Below are 15729 nucleotides of genomic sequence, written 5' to 3' on the forward strand. Positions count from 1 at the left end.
GAGCGGTGAGCATAACCGCTGTGACGCTTATCGGGGTAAGGGAGGCTCTGGTATCCTCGCCGACATGACTAAATCACTCCCCCTCAGCCTGATCGCAGCCCTCGGTGAAAACCGTGTGATCGGCGTCGACAACAGCATGCCCTGGCACTTGCCGGGGGACTTCAAATACTTCAAGGCCACCACCCTCGGCAAGCCGATCATCATGGGTCGCAAGACCTGGGATTCCCTCGGTCGTCCGCTGCCTGGCCGGTTGAACATTGTGGTCAGCCGTCAGGCGGATCTGCAGCTGGAAGGCGCGGAGGTTTATCCGTCGCTGGAAGCAGCAGTGGTTCGCGCGCAGCAATGGGCGAACGAGCAGGGCGTCGATGAGGTGATGTTGATTGGCGGGGCGCAGTTGTATGCGCAAGGTTTGGAGCAGGCCGATCGGTTGTACCTGACCCGCGTGGCGCTGAGCCCGGAAGGGGACGCGTGGTTTCCGGAATTTGATTTGAACCAGTGGAAGCTGGTGTCGAATGTTCCGAATCCGGCGGAGGGCGACAAACCGGCGTATAGCTTTGAGGTGTGGAAAAAAGCTTAAAAGCATCGCGGGCAAGCCCGCTCCCACAGTGATCAAGGTGGAACACAAATTGTGTAAACACCAAAAAACCTGTGGGAGCGGGCTTGCCCGCGAAGAGGCCCGCTCAGACGATGAAAGTCTTAAGCCTGAGCCAACGCCTCATGCTCATCCGCATCCAGCAACTCTTTATCCGTCTGCTGCATCATCTGGCTGGTAATCGCACCCGCCGTGATCGAACCACTCACGTTCAACGCCGTACGACCCATATCAATCAGCGGCTCAACCGAAATCAGCAACGCCACCAGTGACACCGGCAAACCCATGGCCGGGAGCACGATCAACGCGGCGAAGGTCGCGCCGCCACCGACCCCGGCCACACCGGCTGAACTCAGCGTCACAATCGCCACCAACGTCGCGATCCACAACGGGTCCAGCGGGTTGATGCCCACGGTCGGCGCCACCATCACCGCCAACATTGCCGGGTACAGACCGGCACAGCCGTTCTGGCCAATGGTCGCGCCAAACGAGGCGGCGAAACTGGCGATGGACTGCGGAATACCCAAACGGCTGGTCTGGGCTTCGATACTCAGCGGAATGGTGGCGGCGCTGGAGCGGCTGGTGAAGGCAAACGTCAGCACCGGCCAGATCTTGCGGAAGAAGCGCAGCGGGTTGATCCCGGCCGCCGACACCAGCAGGCCATGCACCACAAACATCAAGCCCAGGCCGACGTAGGACACCACCACGAAACTGCCGAGCTTGATGATGTCTTGCAGGTTGGAGCCGGCGACCACTTTGGTCATCAGCGCCAATACGCCGTATGGCGTCAGCTTCATCACCAGGCGAACCAAACGCATCACCCAGGCTTGCAAGGTGTCGATGGCGTTGATCACTTTCTGACCTTTCTCGACATCGTCCTTGAGCAGTTGCAGCGCCGCGACCCCAAGGAACGCAGCAAAAATCACCACGCTGATAATCGAAGTCGGCTTGGCGCGAGCGAGGTCGGCGAACGGGTTCTGCGGGATGAACGAGAGCAGCAACTGCGGCACATTCAGGTCCGCGACCTTGCCCGCGTAATCGCTCTGAATGGTTTGCAGGCGAGCCATTTCCTGGGTGCCGGCGACCAGGCCTTCGGCGGTGAGGCCGAACAGGTTGGTCAGGCCGATGCCGATCAGCGCCGCGATAGCGGTGGTGAACAGCAGCGTGCCGATGGTCAGGAAGCTGATCTTGCCCAGCGACGAAGCGTTGTGCAGGCGCGCCACGGCGCTGAGGATCGAGGCGAACACCAGCGGGATCACGATCATTTGCAGCAACTGCACATAGCCGTTGCCCACCAGATCGAACCAACTGATCGAGGCTTTCAGTACCGGGTTGCCCGCACCATAAATCGTGTGCAGAGCGACACCAAATACCACGCCCAGGACCAGCGCCAGCAGAACCTTTTTAGCCAGGCTCCAGGGGGTGTGACGGGTTTGCGCCAGGCCAAAGAGCAAGGCGAGGAATACCAGCAGATTGAGGATCAGCGGCAGATTCATAGAAGCTCCAATAACTTGTGCCAGCTGCATTCCGGGGCAGCTGCGAACCGGCAAGCCTAACAGCTTGATTTGTAATGATTTAATATCAAAAACAGCGGTTGACTGTCGTTTTTGGAATAAGCCGCTGACGCTGTGGGGAATGCCGCTGACGGAATCAGGATGCAAGCGGTCGCGGGCAGGCGGGGACTGTCATACAGATTTGTTAGCGTCGATATCTTTGAATCAGGGAGAAACGCAGATGAAGCTCGCACCGAAATTTCTGGCTGCCGTACTCGGATTAAGTTTGGGCTTGGGCCTTGCCGGCCAAGCGTTCGCTACTGACCTGAAACACTGGCCAGCCGATCAGGCCAAGGCGCTGGACGCGATGATCGCGGCCAATGCCAACAAAGGTAACTTCGCGGTGTTCGACATGGACAACACCAGTTACCGCTATGACCTCGAAGAGTCCTTGTTGCCGTTCATGGAAAACAAGGGCCTGATCACCCGCGAGAGCCTTGACCCCTCCCTGAAACTGATCCCGTTCAAGGACACGGCCGACCATAAGGAAAGCCTGTTCAGCTATTATTATCGCCTCTGCGAAATCGACGACATGGTTTGCTATCCATGGGTCGCCCAAGTGTTTTCCGGCTTCACGCTTCAAGAGCTCAAGGGCAACGTCGATGAGCTGATGGCGTCTGGCAAACCGGTGCCGAGCACGTATTACGAAGGCGATGTGGTCAAGACCATCGACGTCAACCCGCCGAAAATCTTCACCGGTCAGAAAGAGCTCTACAGCAAGCTGATGGAGAACGGCATCGAGGTCTATGTGATGACCGCCGCCTCTGAAGAATTGGTGCGCATGGTCGCCTCCGATCCGAAGTACGGCTACAACGTCAAACCGCAGAACGTGATCGGCGTGAGCCTGCTGCTCAAGGACCGCAAGACCGGCGAGTTGACCACGGCACGCAAGCAGGTCACTGCCGGCAAGTATGACGAGAAGGCCAACCTGGGCCTCGAACTGACCCCGTACCTGTGGACCCCGGCCACCTGGATGGCAGGGAAACAGTCGGCGATCCTGACGTACATCGATGAATGGAAAAAACCGGTCCTCGTGGGCGGCGATACCCCGACCAGCGACGGCTACATGCTGTTCCACAGCGTCGACGTGTCCAAGGGCGGCATCCATTTGTGGGTTAACCGCAAAGACAAATACATGACCCAGATTAACGGCATGATGGCTAAAAACGCAGCAGCCCAGGCGAAAGAAGGGTTGGCGGTGACGGCGGACAAGAACTGGGTGATCGTTAAACCGGAAGAGATTCAGTAAGACCGAGTCGCGCCCATCGCGGGCAAGCCTCGCTCCCACAGGGTCTGAGGTAATACGTAGATTGTATGAACACCGAAGATCCCTGTGGGAGCGGGCTTGCCCGCGATGGGGCCATAGCATTCACCATTAATGTTGAATGACACACCGCTTTCGCGAGCAGGCTCGCTCCCACATTTAACCGTGTTCAACAAAAAAATGCCCCGCACTTGGCGGGGCATTTTTGTTTCTGCGACTGACGCTTACAACCCGTCGAGCATCGCCTTGTTACGTACAGCACCCTTGTCGGCGCTGGTGGCCAACAGGGCATAGGCTTTCAGCGCAGTGGTCACTTTACGTGGACGCACTTCCACCGGTTTCCAGCCTTTCTTGTCCTGCTCGGCACGACGCGCGGCCATTTCTTCATCGCTGATCAACAGGTTGATCGAGCGGTTCGGAATATCGATCAGAACCTTGTCGCCATCCTGCACCAGACCGATCGCGCCGCCAGCAGCGGCTTCTGGCGAAGCGTGGCCGATGGACAGGCCCGAAGTGCCGCCAGAGAAACGGCCGTCGGTGAGCAAGGCGCAGGCTTTGCCCAGGCCTTTGGATTTCAGGTAAGACGTCGGGTACAGCATTTCCTGCATGCCCGGGCCGCCTTTCGGGCCTTCGTAACGAATGATCACGATGTCGCCGGCCTTCACTTCGTCGGCGAGGATGCCGCGTACGGCGCTGTCCTGGCTTTCGAAGATCTTCGCATTGCCTTCGAAGACGTGGATCGACTCGTCGACGCCGGCGGTTTTCACCACGCAGCCGTCCAGAGCGATGTTGCCGTACAGAACGGCCAGGCCGCCTTCTTTCGAGTAAGCGTGTTCGACACTGCGGATGCAGCCATTTTCACGGTCGTCGTCCAGGGTTTCCCAACGGGTCGACTGGCTGAATGCGGTTTGCGTCGGGATGCCCGCCGGGCCGGCCTTGAAGAAGTGATGCACGGCCTCGTCGGTGGTCTGGGTGATATCCCACTTGGCGATGCCTTCAGCCAAGGACTTGCTGTGCACGGTCGGCAGGTCGGTGTGCAACAGACCGCCACGAGCCAGGGAACCGAGGATGCTGAAGATCCCGCCGGCACGGTGCACATCTTCCATGTGGTACTTCTGGATGTTCGGCGCGACCTTGCACAGTTGCGGTACGTGACGGGAGAGACGGTCGATATCGCGCAGGTCGAAATCGATCTCGGCTTCCTGGGCCGCGGCCAGCAAGTGCAGGATGGTGTTGGTGGAACCGCCCATGGCGATGTCCAGGGTCATGGCGTTTTCGAACGCCTTGAAGTTGGCGATGTTGCGCGGCAACACCGACTCATCGTTCTCGCCGTAGTAACGCTTGCACAGCTCGACGATGGTGCGGCCGGCCTGCAGGAACAGCTGTTCGCGATCACTGTGGGTGGCCAGGGTCGAACCGTTGCCAGGCAATGCCAGGCCCAGGGCTTCAACCAGGCAGTTCATCGAGTTGGCGGTGAACATGCCGGAGCAGGAGCCGCACGTCGGGCAGGCGCTACGCTCGTATTCGGCGACTTTTTCGTCGGATGCGCTGGAGTCGGCGGCGATCACCATGGCATCGACCAGATCGAGACCGTGGCTGGCCAGTTTGGTCTTGCCGGCTTCCATCGGGCCGCCGGACACGAAGATCACCGGGATGTTCAGGCGCAGGGCGGCCATCAGCATGCCAGGGGTGATCTTGTCGCAGTTGGAGATGCAGACGATGGCATCGGCGCAGTGGGCGTTGACCATGTATTCGACGGAGTCGGCGATGATCTCGCGGCTCGGCAGCGAATAGAGCATGCCGTCGTGACCCATGGCGATGCCGTCATCCACGGCGATGGTGTTGAATTCTTTGGCGACGCCGCCGGCCCGTTCGATTTCGCGAGCGACCAGTTGCCCCAGATCCTTGAGGTGCACATGGCCCGGTACGAACTGGGTAAAGGAGTTGGCAATGGCGATGATCGGCTTCTTGAAGTCGTCATCTTTCATCCCCGTGGCGCGCCACAGTGCGCGGGCACCGGCCATGTTGCGGCCGTGGGTGGATGTTTTCGAGCGGTAATCAGGCATGAAGCACTCCGGGCGGCTAATCAGGTATCAAAAGGGAAGTGAGCTTCTATTGACGTCTGGAACACTCAGAAATGGCCGTGTGTCCGGAAGTTGCCGATAACTTTGCGGGATCGCCGCGCGCTTCAGCTTGAGCTCATAAACCCGCCGGGGGATGAATGGCGATGAATCTCGCGATTCTACACCGCTGGCGTCAGGAGGGAATGCCGGAAAGTGTTGAACCAGCGCTGATGGAGCGTGTGGGGTGACGATCGGCGAGGTTATTCGACGCTTGGGGCGGCTCTTGGGCTTTTGGCTCGGCGATTGATACGACTGTTCAGCGCCAGCGCCACGCTGCTCAAAATGATGAAGCTGTATCCAAGAGTGGATTGCAGGTTGGCCGGGCTCAAGCTGATGAGCGCACTGATCAATCCGCCGCAGATGAACGTCACCGTGCTGCCGGCCGACGCCGAGGTTCCTGCATTTTCAGGGAACAGGCTCATGGCTTTGGAACTGGCGGCTGGTCGAGTGATGGTGGTGCCGGCGGTACAGATCAGCATCGGTATCAGGACGGTGATCGGGGACAGCGCAAAGTGGCTCGCGAGGTAAAGCATGATGAGGCCAGACAGCAGGATCAGGCTCAACCCGCTGATGATTTGATGACCGGGACTGATGCGTTGACCCAAGAGAGTCGCCACCATGCCACCAACAATGTAGGCGCCGCCGTATATCAACAGAATCAGCGAGAAGTCATAGGCCGATAGCTGGAGTTGATCCATGAAAATCAGCGGCGAAATGACGATGAACGAAAAATGGCAGGCGAAAGCAAAGGCTGAAATCAACCAGTAGGGCAGGAAGTCGGGATCACGCAGGACCCGACCATAAGACTGGAGGATATTCGGCCGGGCTCCAGTTGCCGCCGGGCGGGTGTTTTCGAGAAACAGACAGGCTTTGAGCAGTACCACACCAGCCAGTGCGATAAACACCCAGAAGCTGCCCTGCCAGCCCAGCGTGGCTTGCAGGAACGTACCGGCCAGCGGCGAGACCGAGATGAAAATGCCGCTGGCGGTGACCATCAGGATCCGTAACCGGGTACGTTCCTCACCCTCGAACAGATCCTGGACCAGCGCTTGTGACAGCACGAAACACCCGCAGCCCAAGGCTTGAATGACACGGAACAGCAGGAAGTAGACATAGTCCGTGGTCAATATGCAGCCCACTGCGCCCAGCATCGAAACGGTTATTCCGGCGAGCAACAGCCCTTTGCGCCCGATCACATCCGACAGCGGCCCGATCAGCAGTTGAGAGGCCGCTATACCGACGGCAAACAGACTGACCGACAGCGCGATATCGGCGCGCGTGTTGCGAAAGTGGTCAGCCAGCGCGGGGAACGAGGGAAGCAGGACATCCAGCGGGAACACGCCAAGCAGCACCATTGCCAGCAACAGACTGACTGCCCCCCGACGTTGTTTGACGATTGGCGCAGATCGTCTTTCATCCATCGATAAGTCCTGCTTTCATGAACAGTTGCTGGTTGTAAGGCAGGTCGAAGAAACCGGCTTTTTTCAAAGCCTGAAGCGTCGCCCCGGCGCCGGATCGCGCACGCAGAAGGGCGGCTTGGGGACTGGTCAGTTCACCGAGAATTTCCGAGATGGTGATCTCGCCGATACCCGCGCTGTGCAGGCTTTCCCGCAGCCATCGCTCATCGGCTTCGAAGAAAATCCGGATGCTGTCCAGCAGCAGCCTGGCGGCGAATATGCGTTGACGGCTGTTCAGCGTCAGCCACAGGTAATGGAACACTTCAGAGAAATAGCGACTGTGGCGTGCCTCGTCCGCGAGATGATCCCTGAGCATTGCCTGGACGCTGGACACCAGGTCGTCACGGCAGACGTCGAGCAGTTCCCTGGCGATGATCGTCTCCGACACAAACCCGATAAGAAACCAGGCCAGCGCCCGGTGTTGGTCAGGTGTGCGCTCGAGCAGGGTGTTCAATCGCGTGATGCGCTGCGGCATGACCGGGCGCAGGTTGAACCCGTAGAACCCGGCAATCTGCTCGGCAAGGCTATTGGAAAACAGGGCGTGATAACCCTCGTCGGTATAAAGCTGAAGCGCGGCGGTCTTCATCCGTGGGGGAATGTTGACCTTCAATTCACCGTGGATGATGGTCTCCACGGAACGGTTGACGATGCGGTGTTCGAGCACGGTGGTGTAGTCGAGGAAGTACACCAGATGATTGGCCGACAGCCGATGGATGACGGTTGGACCTAGCGCTTTGATAGCCGGGTGATTCAGGTAAGCCAGCAAGCCAGGGGGAAACCAGTGACGTGTTTCCAGTTGCTGTTCCAGGTCTGGCGGTAATAGATAGTCATGCTCGCTGGTTCGCACCGATGCGCGGGTATTCCAGTCGCCGAGAGTGAAACGCAGAGCCCAGGAAACGGGGTGGTCTGACGGGGCAATGATGGGGGCGGTCATTGTTGCGGCTCCCGACTGCTCAGCAGATCCTTCAATTCCTTGCACATCACTTGTCCGTCGCTGTGGCCACAGCCAACAAAAAACAAGGGTTGTTCTGCGTTGTTCTCGAGCCCCAGCAATGTTTCGACCTGATCGTCCGTCAGTGCTCCGGTCAGCCATGTGTTCAGCCCCAGTGCAGTGGCCACCAGCTGAAAGGTCTGGGAAATATGCCCCGCCTCCACGAAGGCCATTCGGTAGGCTCGTGAGTGTTCATATTTCCACCACAACTTGTCGAAGCGAGCGGTAATGAACAGACCCACCGGCAGGTTATTGATGAAATGTTGGCCACACAGCAACTGCCCCAGGGGCGAGTCAGGTGCCGGGTTGACGAAGCTCAGTGCATGGTCGGTGGGATGGTAGGCGTAGAGCCCGGGTTTCAGGCCGCTGACGTTTTGTACATGAAGAAAGCCTTCGCAGGCATTCAGCCCGCCGCCGGACGGGCTGCTGCGTCGGGCACCGAGACCTTCGACAATGGTTTCGTCGACGTCATTTTCTCGCTCATGCAAGTAGCCCAGGGACAGGTAAAACAGTGTGCCGACATCTTCCAGTGAAACCGCTTCATCCGTGAAGGTGCGGCAGGTTTTTCGGCCGATCAGGGCGTTGGCAAGAGAGCCTTCCGGCAGGCGGGACGGTTTTGGCAGGGCAATCAGCTCGCGTGCCTGGCGTTCTGTGAGCCTGGCGTCCGGCGCGGGTGCGTCCAGGACTTCGGCGCAATGGTCCAGATAGTGTCTCGACCATTCATGAATATTCTGAGGAACATGTTCGCAGGGAATGTTCTTGGTGCCGATATGGAATATTTTCGACAATTCATCCCAGCCCCATTCAATAGTGTCTTGTATTGATGTGGTGAGTATTCCGGAGTTCAGAAGTTGAGTGTCTACTATGCTGCTGTCGTTATACAGTTTGGGGTTGCTGATAAGTTGTGCAAGCCGGGTTGAATACTCCAGATTAAGTTCAAATTGTTTGTGGTTCTTGTAATCCCAGACTATTTGGCCGGGCGTGCGGGGAAGTATGAACAGGTATGGATTTATCTGCATGATGGGCGGTTCGCTCTGGACATGGCTATAGAAAACGCTGGGTAGCCGGCACTCCCCAGCGTTTCATTTACTTAGCGGGTTTTTGGCGCAACCAGAAAAGCCAGGTTGGCGATTTTGTTTGTTTCCAGAGTAATTGCTTTCATGTTTTTTGACTCCTTGTCATTGATAGTGAGTGTCACTTCGCGGTGACAACTCAATCATAGGCGGTAATGAGCCCTTATCAAGGGGATATTAAGTAGGAATATTCTAGTAATTTTGTCGGAGCGATCTGGGGGTGGGAGCAAGTTTGTAAGTTATATTCTCTTAAATAAAAGATGCAGGGAATCGTCCTGCAAGTCAGTAGGACTGCAAGAGTAAGAAGCAGAGGCTGAAGAGTGGATGGTGTGGCGTTAAAAAGGCTGACGGAGAGCCTGTTGGCTCCCCGTCAAACCAGCGTACTCAGCTGTTTGGCAGCAGACGGCAGGTGATGCTCTTGATGTAGCGAGTCTCGGCAATGGCCGGGTGTACCGGGTGATCCGGGCCCTGACCGCCGCGCTCCAGCATCTGGATGTTGCGGTCCAGGTGACGGGCGCTGGTCAGCAGAATGTTCTGCAGATCGTCTTCCGGCAGGTGCATCGAGCACGAAGCGCTGACCAGGATGCCGTCCTTGCTAAGCAGGCGCATGGCTTGCTCGTTCAGGCGACGGTAAGCACCTTCACCGTTTTTCATGTCTTTCTTGCGTTTGATGAAGGCAGGAGGGTCGGCCACGATAACGTCGAAACGCTCTTCGCTGGCTTTCAGTTCCTTCAGGGCTTCGAACACGTCGCCTTCGATGCAGGTCATTTTTTCGGCGACGCCGTTCAGTGCGGCATTGCGCTCGACGCCGTCGAGGGCGAAGGCCGAAGCATCGACGCAGAACACTTCACTGGCGCCGAAGGCTGCCGCTTGAACGCCCCAGCCGCCGATGTAGCTGTACAAGTCCAGTACGCGTTTGCCTTTGGCATAAGGTGCCAGACGCGCGCGGTTCATCCGGTGGTCGTAGAACCAGCCGGTTTTTTGCCCCTGGATGACTGGCGCTTCGAATTTCACGCCATTCTCTTCCAGCGCGACCCATTCCGGCACCAGGCCGAATACGGTTTCGACATAGCGGTTGAGGCCTTCGGCATCACGAGCAGCGGAGTCGTTCTTGAACAGAATGCCGCTTGGCTTGAGCACTTGGGTCAGTGCCGCGATCACGTCGTCTTTGTGAGCTTCCATGGTTGCCGAGGCGATCTGGACTACCAGGATGTCGCCGAAACGGTCGACTACCAGGCCTGGCAGCAGGTCGGAGTCGCCGTAGACCAGGCGATAGAACGGCTTGTCGAACAGGCGATCGCGCAGGGACAGGGCAACGTTCAGGCGATGCACCAGCAGCGACTTGTCCAGCGGCAACTTGATGTCGCGCGACAGCAGGCGGGCGCAGATCAGGTTGTTCGGGCTCATGGCAACGATGCCCAGCGGCTTGCCGCTGGCGGCTTCGAGGATCGCCTGGTCGCCGGCCTTGAAACCGTGCAAAGGCGTAGCGGCTACATCGATTTCGTTGCTGTAGACCCACAGGTGGCCGTTTCGCAGGCGACGGTCGGCGTTGGCTTTGAGGCGCAGGCTAGGCAGGGACATGACGTCGCTCCGGAAAAAAGAGCGGGAGTATAGCGTGTTGAGGGAGTCGCGGGTTTGGTGGTCGATGAAACGCGGATGAGGGCAGTCAGTAAGGTGCGGAACCTGTGGGAGCGGGCTTGCTCCCACATGAATGCGCTTGACTGACTGTCGGATCCATCTTTTTAAGGGTTAGAATCCCCGCCTGACCCGGAGTGTGTACTTATGTCCCAAGAGTTGACGACCGAACAGATTCAACAGTCCCTGCAAGGCATCAGCGTGCCAGCCCAGCCGCAGATCATGGTGGATCTGCAGATGGAGCAATACATGCCCGACCCGGACCTGGAAGTGATCGCGAAGCTGATCTCCCAGGACCCAGGCCTGTCCGGCGCCTTGCTGAAAATCGTCAACTCGCCGTACTACGGTTTGAGTAACAAAATCACCGCGATCCAGCGGGCAGTGAACCTGTTGGGCAGCCGCTCGATTATCAACCTGATCAATGCGCAGTCGATCAAGGGCGAGCTGAACGACGACGCGATCGTCACCCTCAACCGTTTCTGGGACACGGCGCAGGACGTGGCGATGACGTGCTTGACCTTGGCCAAGCGTGTCGGCGTCCAGGCCGGTGATGAAGCCTATGCGCTGGGCCTGTTCCACGATTGCGGCATCCCGTTGATGCTCAAGAAATTCCCCGACTACATGAAAGTGCTGGAACAGGCCTATGGCAACGCCAGCGCCGAATGCCGCGTAGTGGATACCGAGAACAAAAAATACAACACCAACCACGCCGTGGTCGGGTATTACACCGCCAAGTCCTGGCGCCTGCCGGAACACGTCACTCAGGCCATTGCCAACCATCACAACGCCCTGGCCATTTTCAGCGATGAATCGTCGCGCAACACGCCGCTGAAAAACTTGCTGGCGATCCTGAAGATGGCCGAGCACATTTGCGCCTCCTTCCGGGTGCTAGGCAACCAGTCTGAAGACCATGAATGGAACAGTGTCGGGCCTCTTGTGCTCGATTACATCGGTCTATCGGAATACGATTTCGAAACCCAGAAACAAGAGATTCGCGACCTCGCCTCTCGTTGAGTGTCGAACCTCGCCTGATTCGAGAGCCCCATGCCTGAACTGCCGGAAGTCGAAACCACCCGCCGCGGAATTGCACCGCACCTGGAAGGCCAGCGCGTCAGCCGGGTAATCGTGCGTGAGCGCCGTCTGCGCTGGCCGATCCCCGAAGACCTGGATGTGCGGCTGTCCGGCCAGCGCATCGTGCTGGTGGAGCGGCGCGCCAAGTACCTGCTGATCAACGCCGAAGTCGGCACGCTGATCAGTCATTTGGGGATGTCGGGGAATCTGCGGCTGGTGGAGGCCGGCATGCCGGCGGCCAAGCATGAGCATGTGGACATTGAACTGGAATCGGGCCTGGCCCTGCGCTACACCGACCCGCGGCGGTTTGGGGCGATGCTCTGGAGCCTGGACCCGCTCAATCATGAACTGCTGATTCGCCTCGGGCCGGAGCCGTTGACCGATCTGTTTGACGGCGAGCGGCTGTTCCAGCAGTCTCGCGGGCGTTCCATGGCGGTCAAGCCGTTCATCATGGATAACGCGGTGGTGGTCGGCGTCGGCAATATCTACGCGACCGAAGCGTTGTTTGCGGCCGGCATCGACCCGCGCCGTGAAGCCAAGAGCATTTCCCGGGGGCGCTATTTGAAGCTGGCGATCGAGATCAAGCGCATCCTGGCCCTCGCCATCGAGCGTGGCGGCACCACGTTGCGGGACTTTATCGGCGGCGACGGCCAACCAGGCTATTTTCAGCAGGAACTGTTTGTGTACGGCCGTGGCGGTGAGCACTGCAAGGTCTGTGGCACAGGGCTGCGGGAAGTCAAGCTTGGGCAGCGCGCCAGCGTCTTTTGTCCGCGCTGTCAGAGCTGATATCGGCTACGGTCTATAGTCAGTGTTCTCACTGCCTAGCCGAAGGACCGTGCCATGAATCTGTTTCGAATCCTTGTCGTTGCGCTGCTGCTTAGCGTCGGTGCGTCCGCGCTGGCGGCTGAGAACGGCAGCGGCGATCCGCGTTACACCATCCAGAACCCACCGGCCTACGCCATGCTTGGCGATTTACTGATTGCCCGACCGTTATTGGTGGTGGCGACGGTGATCGGCGCCGGGGCGTTTGTGGTGTCGTTGCCGTTTACCGCATTGGGTGGCGGCATTGGCGATGCGGGGCAGGCGTTGGTGGTCGACCCGGCGAAAGCCGCATTTGTGCGGTGTTTGGGGTGTATCGGGGAGGGGTTTGAGCAGCGGGAGTGAAGTCAGTTACATCTACGGTGTGGCTGATGACCTCATCGCGGGCAAGTCGGATCGCCGCACCGCCGCTCCCACAGGGTTTACGCGGTCCTTGTGGGAGCGGGCTTGCCCGCGATGGCGGCGTTGAAGTCGCCGGATGGCTCAAGCCTTACCGGTAATCTTGCGGTACTTCTCCATCAACTGTTCTTCAGTCTCTGGATGAGCCTCGTCCAGCGGGATGCAATCCACCGGGCAGACCTGCTGGCACTGCGGTTCGTCATAGTGGCCGACACATTGTGTGCACAGGTTCGGGTCGATCACGTAGATCTCTTCGCCCTGGGAGATGGCGGCGTTCGGGCACTCGGGTTCGCAGACGTCGCAGTTGATGCAATCGTCGGTGATGATCAGGGACATGCTAACTCCAGCCGGGGCGGCAGGCCCGGGCGCAATAAATCAATGCGCACAATTGTGCCGCATTGGCGCCCGCAGTGCACGCGGGCGCGATCAAGTGCAGCGATCAAAGATTGCGGTAGCCGTAAAAGATCGCAGCCTTCGGCAGCTCCTACTTTTTAAAGCGTAGGGTGAGGGCGTCGGCCACCACCGGGTGGACGAACTTGGTGATATCGCCGCCCAAGGCTGCGATTTCACGAACCAGCGTCGAGGAAATGAACGAATAACGCTCGGACGGGGTAAGAAACAGGCTTTCCACATCAGGCGCCAGTTGGCGGTTCATGTTGGCCAGCTGGAATTCGTATTCGAAGTCCGATACCGCGCGCAAACCACGCAGGAATATGTTGGCGTTCTTCTCTTTGGCGAAGTGCGCGAGCAACGTCGAGAAACCGACGACTTCAACGTTCGGCAAATGTTTGGTGACCTCGCGGGCCAGCTCCACGCGTTGTTCCAGGGGAAACAGCGGGTTCTTCTTCGGGCTGGCGGCGACGGCGATGATCACATGATCGAACAGGCGCGAGGCGCGTTCGACCAGATCGCCATGGCCCTTGGTAATAGGGTCGAAGGTACCTGGGTACAACACTCGGTTCATCGCGTCGTCCTGGCGGGAGTCCGTTGGGGAGTCGGATGGTATCGCAGCCTTCCCGGTCGGCCAAGTCGCCTGTTGGGTAAGAAAGCACTATAGACGATGGGAATATTCCGCGTTTTCATGGGTTTTTCAAACGTTCGGCGAGCGAAGTGGCCAATTGCGCCGTCAGTCCGTAGACCGACAATTGGGGGTTTGCGCCAATGCTGGTGGGGAAAAGCGAGCCGTCATGAATCGACAGATTGCGCAATTGGTGATGTCGGCCGAGGCTATCGGTCACGGCGTTTTTCGGGTCTTCACCCATGGCACAACCGCCCATCACATGAGCACTACCCAAGCGCGTGCGGTACAACTCAAGGCTCAAATCGTCGATCAATGCGCGCGCTTCGGTGAGGGTTTTCACGTAACGAGCGTCGGCGTGCATCGGCATCACGGCGTTGGCGCCCCCGGCGAACTGGATCTCGGCCATGCTGTGGAACGCCCGGCGCAACCCGTCCCAGGCATACGGTGAAACCTGATAGTCGAGCACCGGTGTACCGTCACCGCGCAATTCAACGCTTCCGCCGGGGCTGTCCGGGTGAAAACCGTCCCGCAGCAATGCCAGCATGGCGTGGGTGTGCGGCAGGTTTTCCATATGCCGGGCGCTTTCCGTGCCGAAGCCGCCGAGCAGGGTGCTGGCCAGCGCGGGGTGCAGCGGTGGAACCTCCAGTTTGTAAGACATCTTGCCAGTGGTGCCATCCTGCCACTGGAAATGGTCGGAATAGATCGATTGCGGCGCGCCGTAGAACGGGTTGATCACCTCATCGAACAGCCCTGCGGACATATTTACCAGGTGCAGGAAGGTCCGTTTACCCAGCCGCTCGTGCGGGTCCGGCGCTTCGGAGCGCAATAGCAGCGCCGGGCTGTTGATCCCGCCGCCGGCCAGCACGTAATGCCGCGCCTTGACCGTAATCGTGCGCCCGGTGGGCGCAACGCAACGCTCATCCATCGCCACACATTGCAGCCCCGTAACCCTGCCGTCTTTGATCGACAGCTTTTCGGCGCGGGCCAGATAGAGCAGCTCGCCACCTTTCTCCAGGGTCGCCGGGATGGTCGTGACCAGCATCGATTGCTTGGCGTTGGTCGGACAACCCATGCCGCAGTAACCGATGTTCCAGCAGCCACGCACATTGCGTGGAATCACATGCCAGGCGTAGCCAAGTTGTTCGCAGCCTTTGCGGATGACGTCGTTGTTGGCGTTGGGCGGCACCATCCACGGGGCGACACCCAGGCGTTGTTCCATTTTCTCGAACCAGGGCGCCATCTCGGCCGGTGTGTGGCCTATGACGTCGTGCTCTTTGGCCCAGTGTTCCAGCGTCGGGTCCGGGGTGCGAAAGCTCGAGGTCCAGTTGATCAGCGTGGTGCCGCCCACTGCCCGGCCCTGGAGGATGGTGATCGCGCCGTCCTTGCTCATGCGCCCGATGCCTTCCTGATAGAGGCTGGTGTAGGCCTGGTCTTCGAGCATCTTGAAGTCGCTGCTGGTCTTGAGCGGGCCTTCTTCGATCAGCAATACCTTGTAGCCGGCGGCGCTGAGGATCTCGGCGGTGGTCCCGCCGCCGGCACCGCTGCCGATGATTGCCACATCCGCTTCGAGGGTCAGGTCCTGGGTCAGTCGGGCGCCGTTGTAGGTTTTCCAGCCACGGGCCAGGCCTTCGCGGAACGGATCGGGTACGGGCATGTTTGGGGTTCTCTTATTATTTTGGATTTGTTGGTGATGCGGCTGACGCCATCGCGGGCAAGCCACGCTCCCACAGG

14 protein-coding genes are annotated in these 15729 nt (G+C 58.9%); 5 read left to right on the forward strand and 9 right to left on the reverse strand.

Annotation, left to right across the window (positions count from 1 at the left end; translation table 11 throughout):
• Window positions 1–64 precede the first annotated feature (64 nt).
• Window positions 65–577, forward strand: a complete 513-nt coding sequence (locus JFU11_RS18340) for a dihydrofolate reductase (protein ID WP_201061705.1) — start codon at window positions 65–67, stop codon at window positions 575–577.
• A 119-nt stretch (window positions 578–696) separates the two neighbouring features.
• Here the strand turns inward: JFU11_RS18340 and JFU11_RS18345 are convergent, their stop codons facing one another.
• Complete coding sequence (locus JFU11_RS18345; RefSeq protein ID WP_201061707.1) at window positions 697–2088, reverse strand: L-cystine transporter; 1392 nt, start codon at window positions 2086–2088, stop codon at window positions 697–699.
• Between the two features lie 238 nt (window positions 2089–2326).
• Between JFU11_RS18345 and JFU11_RS18350 the strand changes: the two genes are divergently transcribed.
• Entirely contained in the window at window positions 2327–3394 is a 1068-nt protein-coding gene (locus tag JFU11_RS18350; protein WP_201061708.1) for a hypothetical protein, read from the forward strand.
• A gap of 239 nt (window positions 3395–3633) precedes the next feature.
• Here JFU11_RS18350 and ilvD read toward each other — a convergent pair whose 3' ends face one another.
• The 5 genes from ilvD to JFU11_RS18375 all read right to left on the reverse strand — a co-directional run bounded on the left by ilvD (window position 3634) and on the right by JFU11_RS18375 (window position 10634).
• Complete coding sequence (gene ilvD, locus JFU11_RS18355; protein WP_123719714.1) at window positions 3634–5475, reverse strand: dihydroxy-acid dehydratase; 1842 nt, start codon at window positions 5473–5475, stop codon at window positions 3634–3636.
• A 257-nt stretch (window positions 5476–5732) separates the two neighbouring features.
• Entirely contained in the window at window positions 5733–6953 is a 1221-nt protein-coding gene (locus JFU11_RS18360) for an MFS transporter (RefSeq protein WP_201061710.1), read from the reverse strand.
• Window positions 6946–7923, reverse strand: a complete 978-nt coding sequence (locus JFU11_RS18365; RefSeq protein ID WP_201061712.1) for a diiron oxygenase — start codon at window positions 7921–7923, stop codon at window positions 6946–6948. Before JFU11_RS18365 ends, JFU11_RS18360 begins: the two co-directional genes overlap by 8 nt.
• Window positions 7920–8999: a SagB family peptide dehydrogenase gene (locus tag JFU11_RS18370; RefSeq protein WP_201061714.1), complete on the reverse strand. Its 1080-nt coding sequence runs from the start codon at window positions 8997–8999 to the stop codon at window positions 7920–7922. The genes JFU11_RS18365 and JFU11_RS18370 overlap by 4 nt, the downstream gene beginning before the upstream one ends.
• A 438-nt stretch (window positions 9000–9437) precedes the next feature.
• Window positions 9438–10634 carry a class I SAM-dependent rRNA methyltransferase gene (locus JFU11_RS18375; RefSeq protein ID WP_007897847.1) on the reverse strand — a complete coding sequence of 399 codons (1197 nt, stop codon included), beginning with the start codon at window positions 10632–10634 and terminating at the stop codon, window positions 9438–9440.
• Between the two features lie 255 nt (window positions 10635–10889).
• Here JFU11_RS18375 and JFU11_RS18380 point away from each other — a divergent pair, with 255 nt between their 5' ends.
• From JFU11_RS18380 to JFU11_RS18390, 3 genes are read left to right on the forward strand one after another with little or no spacing between them, the layout of a single operon-like run.
• Entirely contained in the window at window positions 10890–11702 is an 813-nt protein-coding gene (locus JFU11_RS18380) for an HDOD domain-containing protein (RefSeq protein ID WP_187326387.1), read from the forward strand.
• Window positions 11703–11732: 30 nt separating this feature from the next.
• Window positions 11733–12545, forward strand: coding sequence for a bifunctional DNA-formamidopyrimidine glycosylase/DNA-(apurinic or apyrimidinic site) lyase (gene mutM, locus JFU11_RS18385; protein WP_123719709.1), 813 nt, complete (start codon window positions 11733–11735; stop codon window positions 12543–12545).
• Between the two features lie 54 nt (window positions 12546–12599).
• Window positions 12600–12923: a hypothetical protein gene (locus JFU11_RS18390; RefSeq protein WP_201061716.1), complete on the forward strand. Its 324-nt coding sequence runs from the start codon at window positions 12600–12602 to the stop codon at window positions 12921–12923.
• A 138-nt stretch (window positions 12924–13061) separates the two neighbouring features.
• On the opposite strand, the gene JFU11_RS18395 is transcribed toward JFU11_RS18390, so the two are convergent.
• The 3 genes from JFU11_RS18395 to JFU11_RS18405 all read right to left on the reverse strand — a co-directional run bounded on the left by JFU11_RS18395 (window position 13062) and on the right by JFU11_RS18405 (window position 15652).
• Window positions 13062–13313: a YfhL family 4Fe-4S dicluster ferredoxin gene (locus tag JFU11_RS18395; RefSeq protein ID WP_003195146.1), complete on the reverse strand. Its 252-nt coding sequence runs from the start codon at window positions 13311–13313 to the stop codon at window positions 13062–13064.
• Between the two features lie 148 nt (window positions 13314–13461).
• Complete coding sequence (gene coaD / locus JFU11_RS18400) at window positions 13462–13941, reverse strand: pantetheine-phosphate adenylyltransferase (RefSeq protein ID WP_030130143.1); 480 nt, start codon at window positions 13939–13941, stop codon at window positions 13462–13464.
• Window positions 13942–14056: 115 nt separating this feature from the next.
• Window positions 14057–15652 (reverse strand): GMC family oxidoreductase, encoded by a 1596-nt coding sequence (locus tag JFU11_RS18405; protein ID WP_201061717.1) that lies wholly within the window; start codon window positions 15650–15652, stop codon window positions 14057–14059.
• Window positions 15653–15729: the final 77 nt, after the last annotated feature.

The sequence above is a fragment of the Pseudomonas sp. TH37 genome (assembly GCF_016650735.1).
Lineage (GTDB): Bacteria > Pseudomonadota > Gammaproteobacteria > Pseudomonadales > Pseudomonadaceae > Aquipseudomonas > Aquipseudomonas farris.

Coding starts and splice junctions, on each gene's coding strand:
- JFU11_RS18340 (WP_201061705.1), top strand. CDS start 65: ATGACTAAATCACTCCCCCTCAGCCTGATCGCAGCCCTCGGTGAAAAC.
- JFU11_RS18345 (WP_201061707.1), bottom strand. CDS start 2,088: ATGAATCTGCCGCTGATCCTCAATCTGCTGGTATTCCTCGCCTTGCTC.
- JFU11_RS18350 (WP_201061708.1), top strand. CDS start 2,327: ATGAAGCTCGCACCGAAATTTCTGGCTGCCGTACTCGGATTAAGTTTG.
- ilvD (WP_123719714.1), bottom strand. CDS start 5,475: ATGCCTGATTACCGCTCGAAAACATCCACCCACGGCCGCAACATGGCC.
- JFU11_RS18360 (WP_201061710.1), bottom strand. CDS start 6,953: ATGGATGAAAGACGATCTGCGCCAATCGTCAAACAACGTCGGGGGGCA.
- JFU11_RS18365 (WP_201061712.1), bottom strand. CDS start 7,923: ATGACCGCCCCCATCATTGCCCCGTCAGACCACCCCGTTTCCTGGGCT.
- JFU11_RS18370 (WP_201061714.1), bottom strand. CDS start 8,999: ATGCAGATAAATCCATACCTGTTCATACTTCCCCGCACGCCCGGCCAA.
- JFU11_RS18375 (WP_007897847.1), bottom strand. CDS start 10,634: ATGTCCCTGCCTAGCCTGCGCCTCAAAGCCAACGCCGACCGTCGCCTG.
- mutM (WP_123719709.1), top strand. CDS start 11,733: ATGCCTGAACTGCCGGAAGTCGAAACCACCCGCCGCGGAATTGCACCG.
- JFU11_RS18390 (WP_201061716.1), top strand. CDS start 12,600: ATGAATCTGTTTCGAATCCTTGTCGTTGCGCTGCTGCTTAGCGTCGGT.
- JFU11_RS18395 (WP_003195146.1), bottom strand. CDS start 13,313: ATGTCCCTGATCATCACCGACGATTGCATCAACTGCGACGTCTGCGAA.
- coaD (WP_030130143.1), bottom strand. CDS start 13,941: ATGAACCGAGTGTTGTACCCAGGTACCTTCGACCCTATTACCAAGGGC.
- JFU11_RS18405 (WP_201061717.1), bottom strand. CDS start 15,652: ATGCCCGTACCCGATCCGTTCCGCGAAGGCCTGGCCCGTGGCTGGAAA.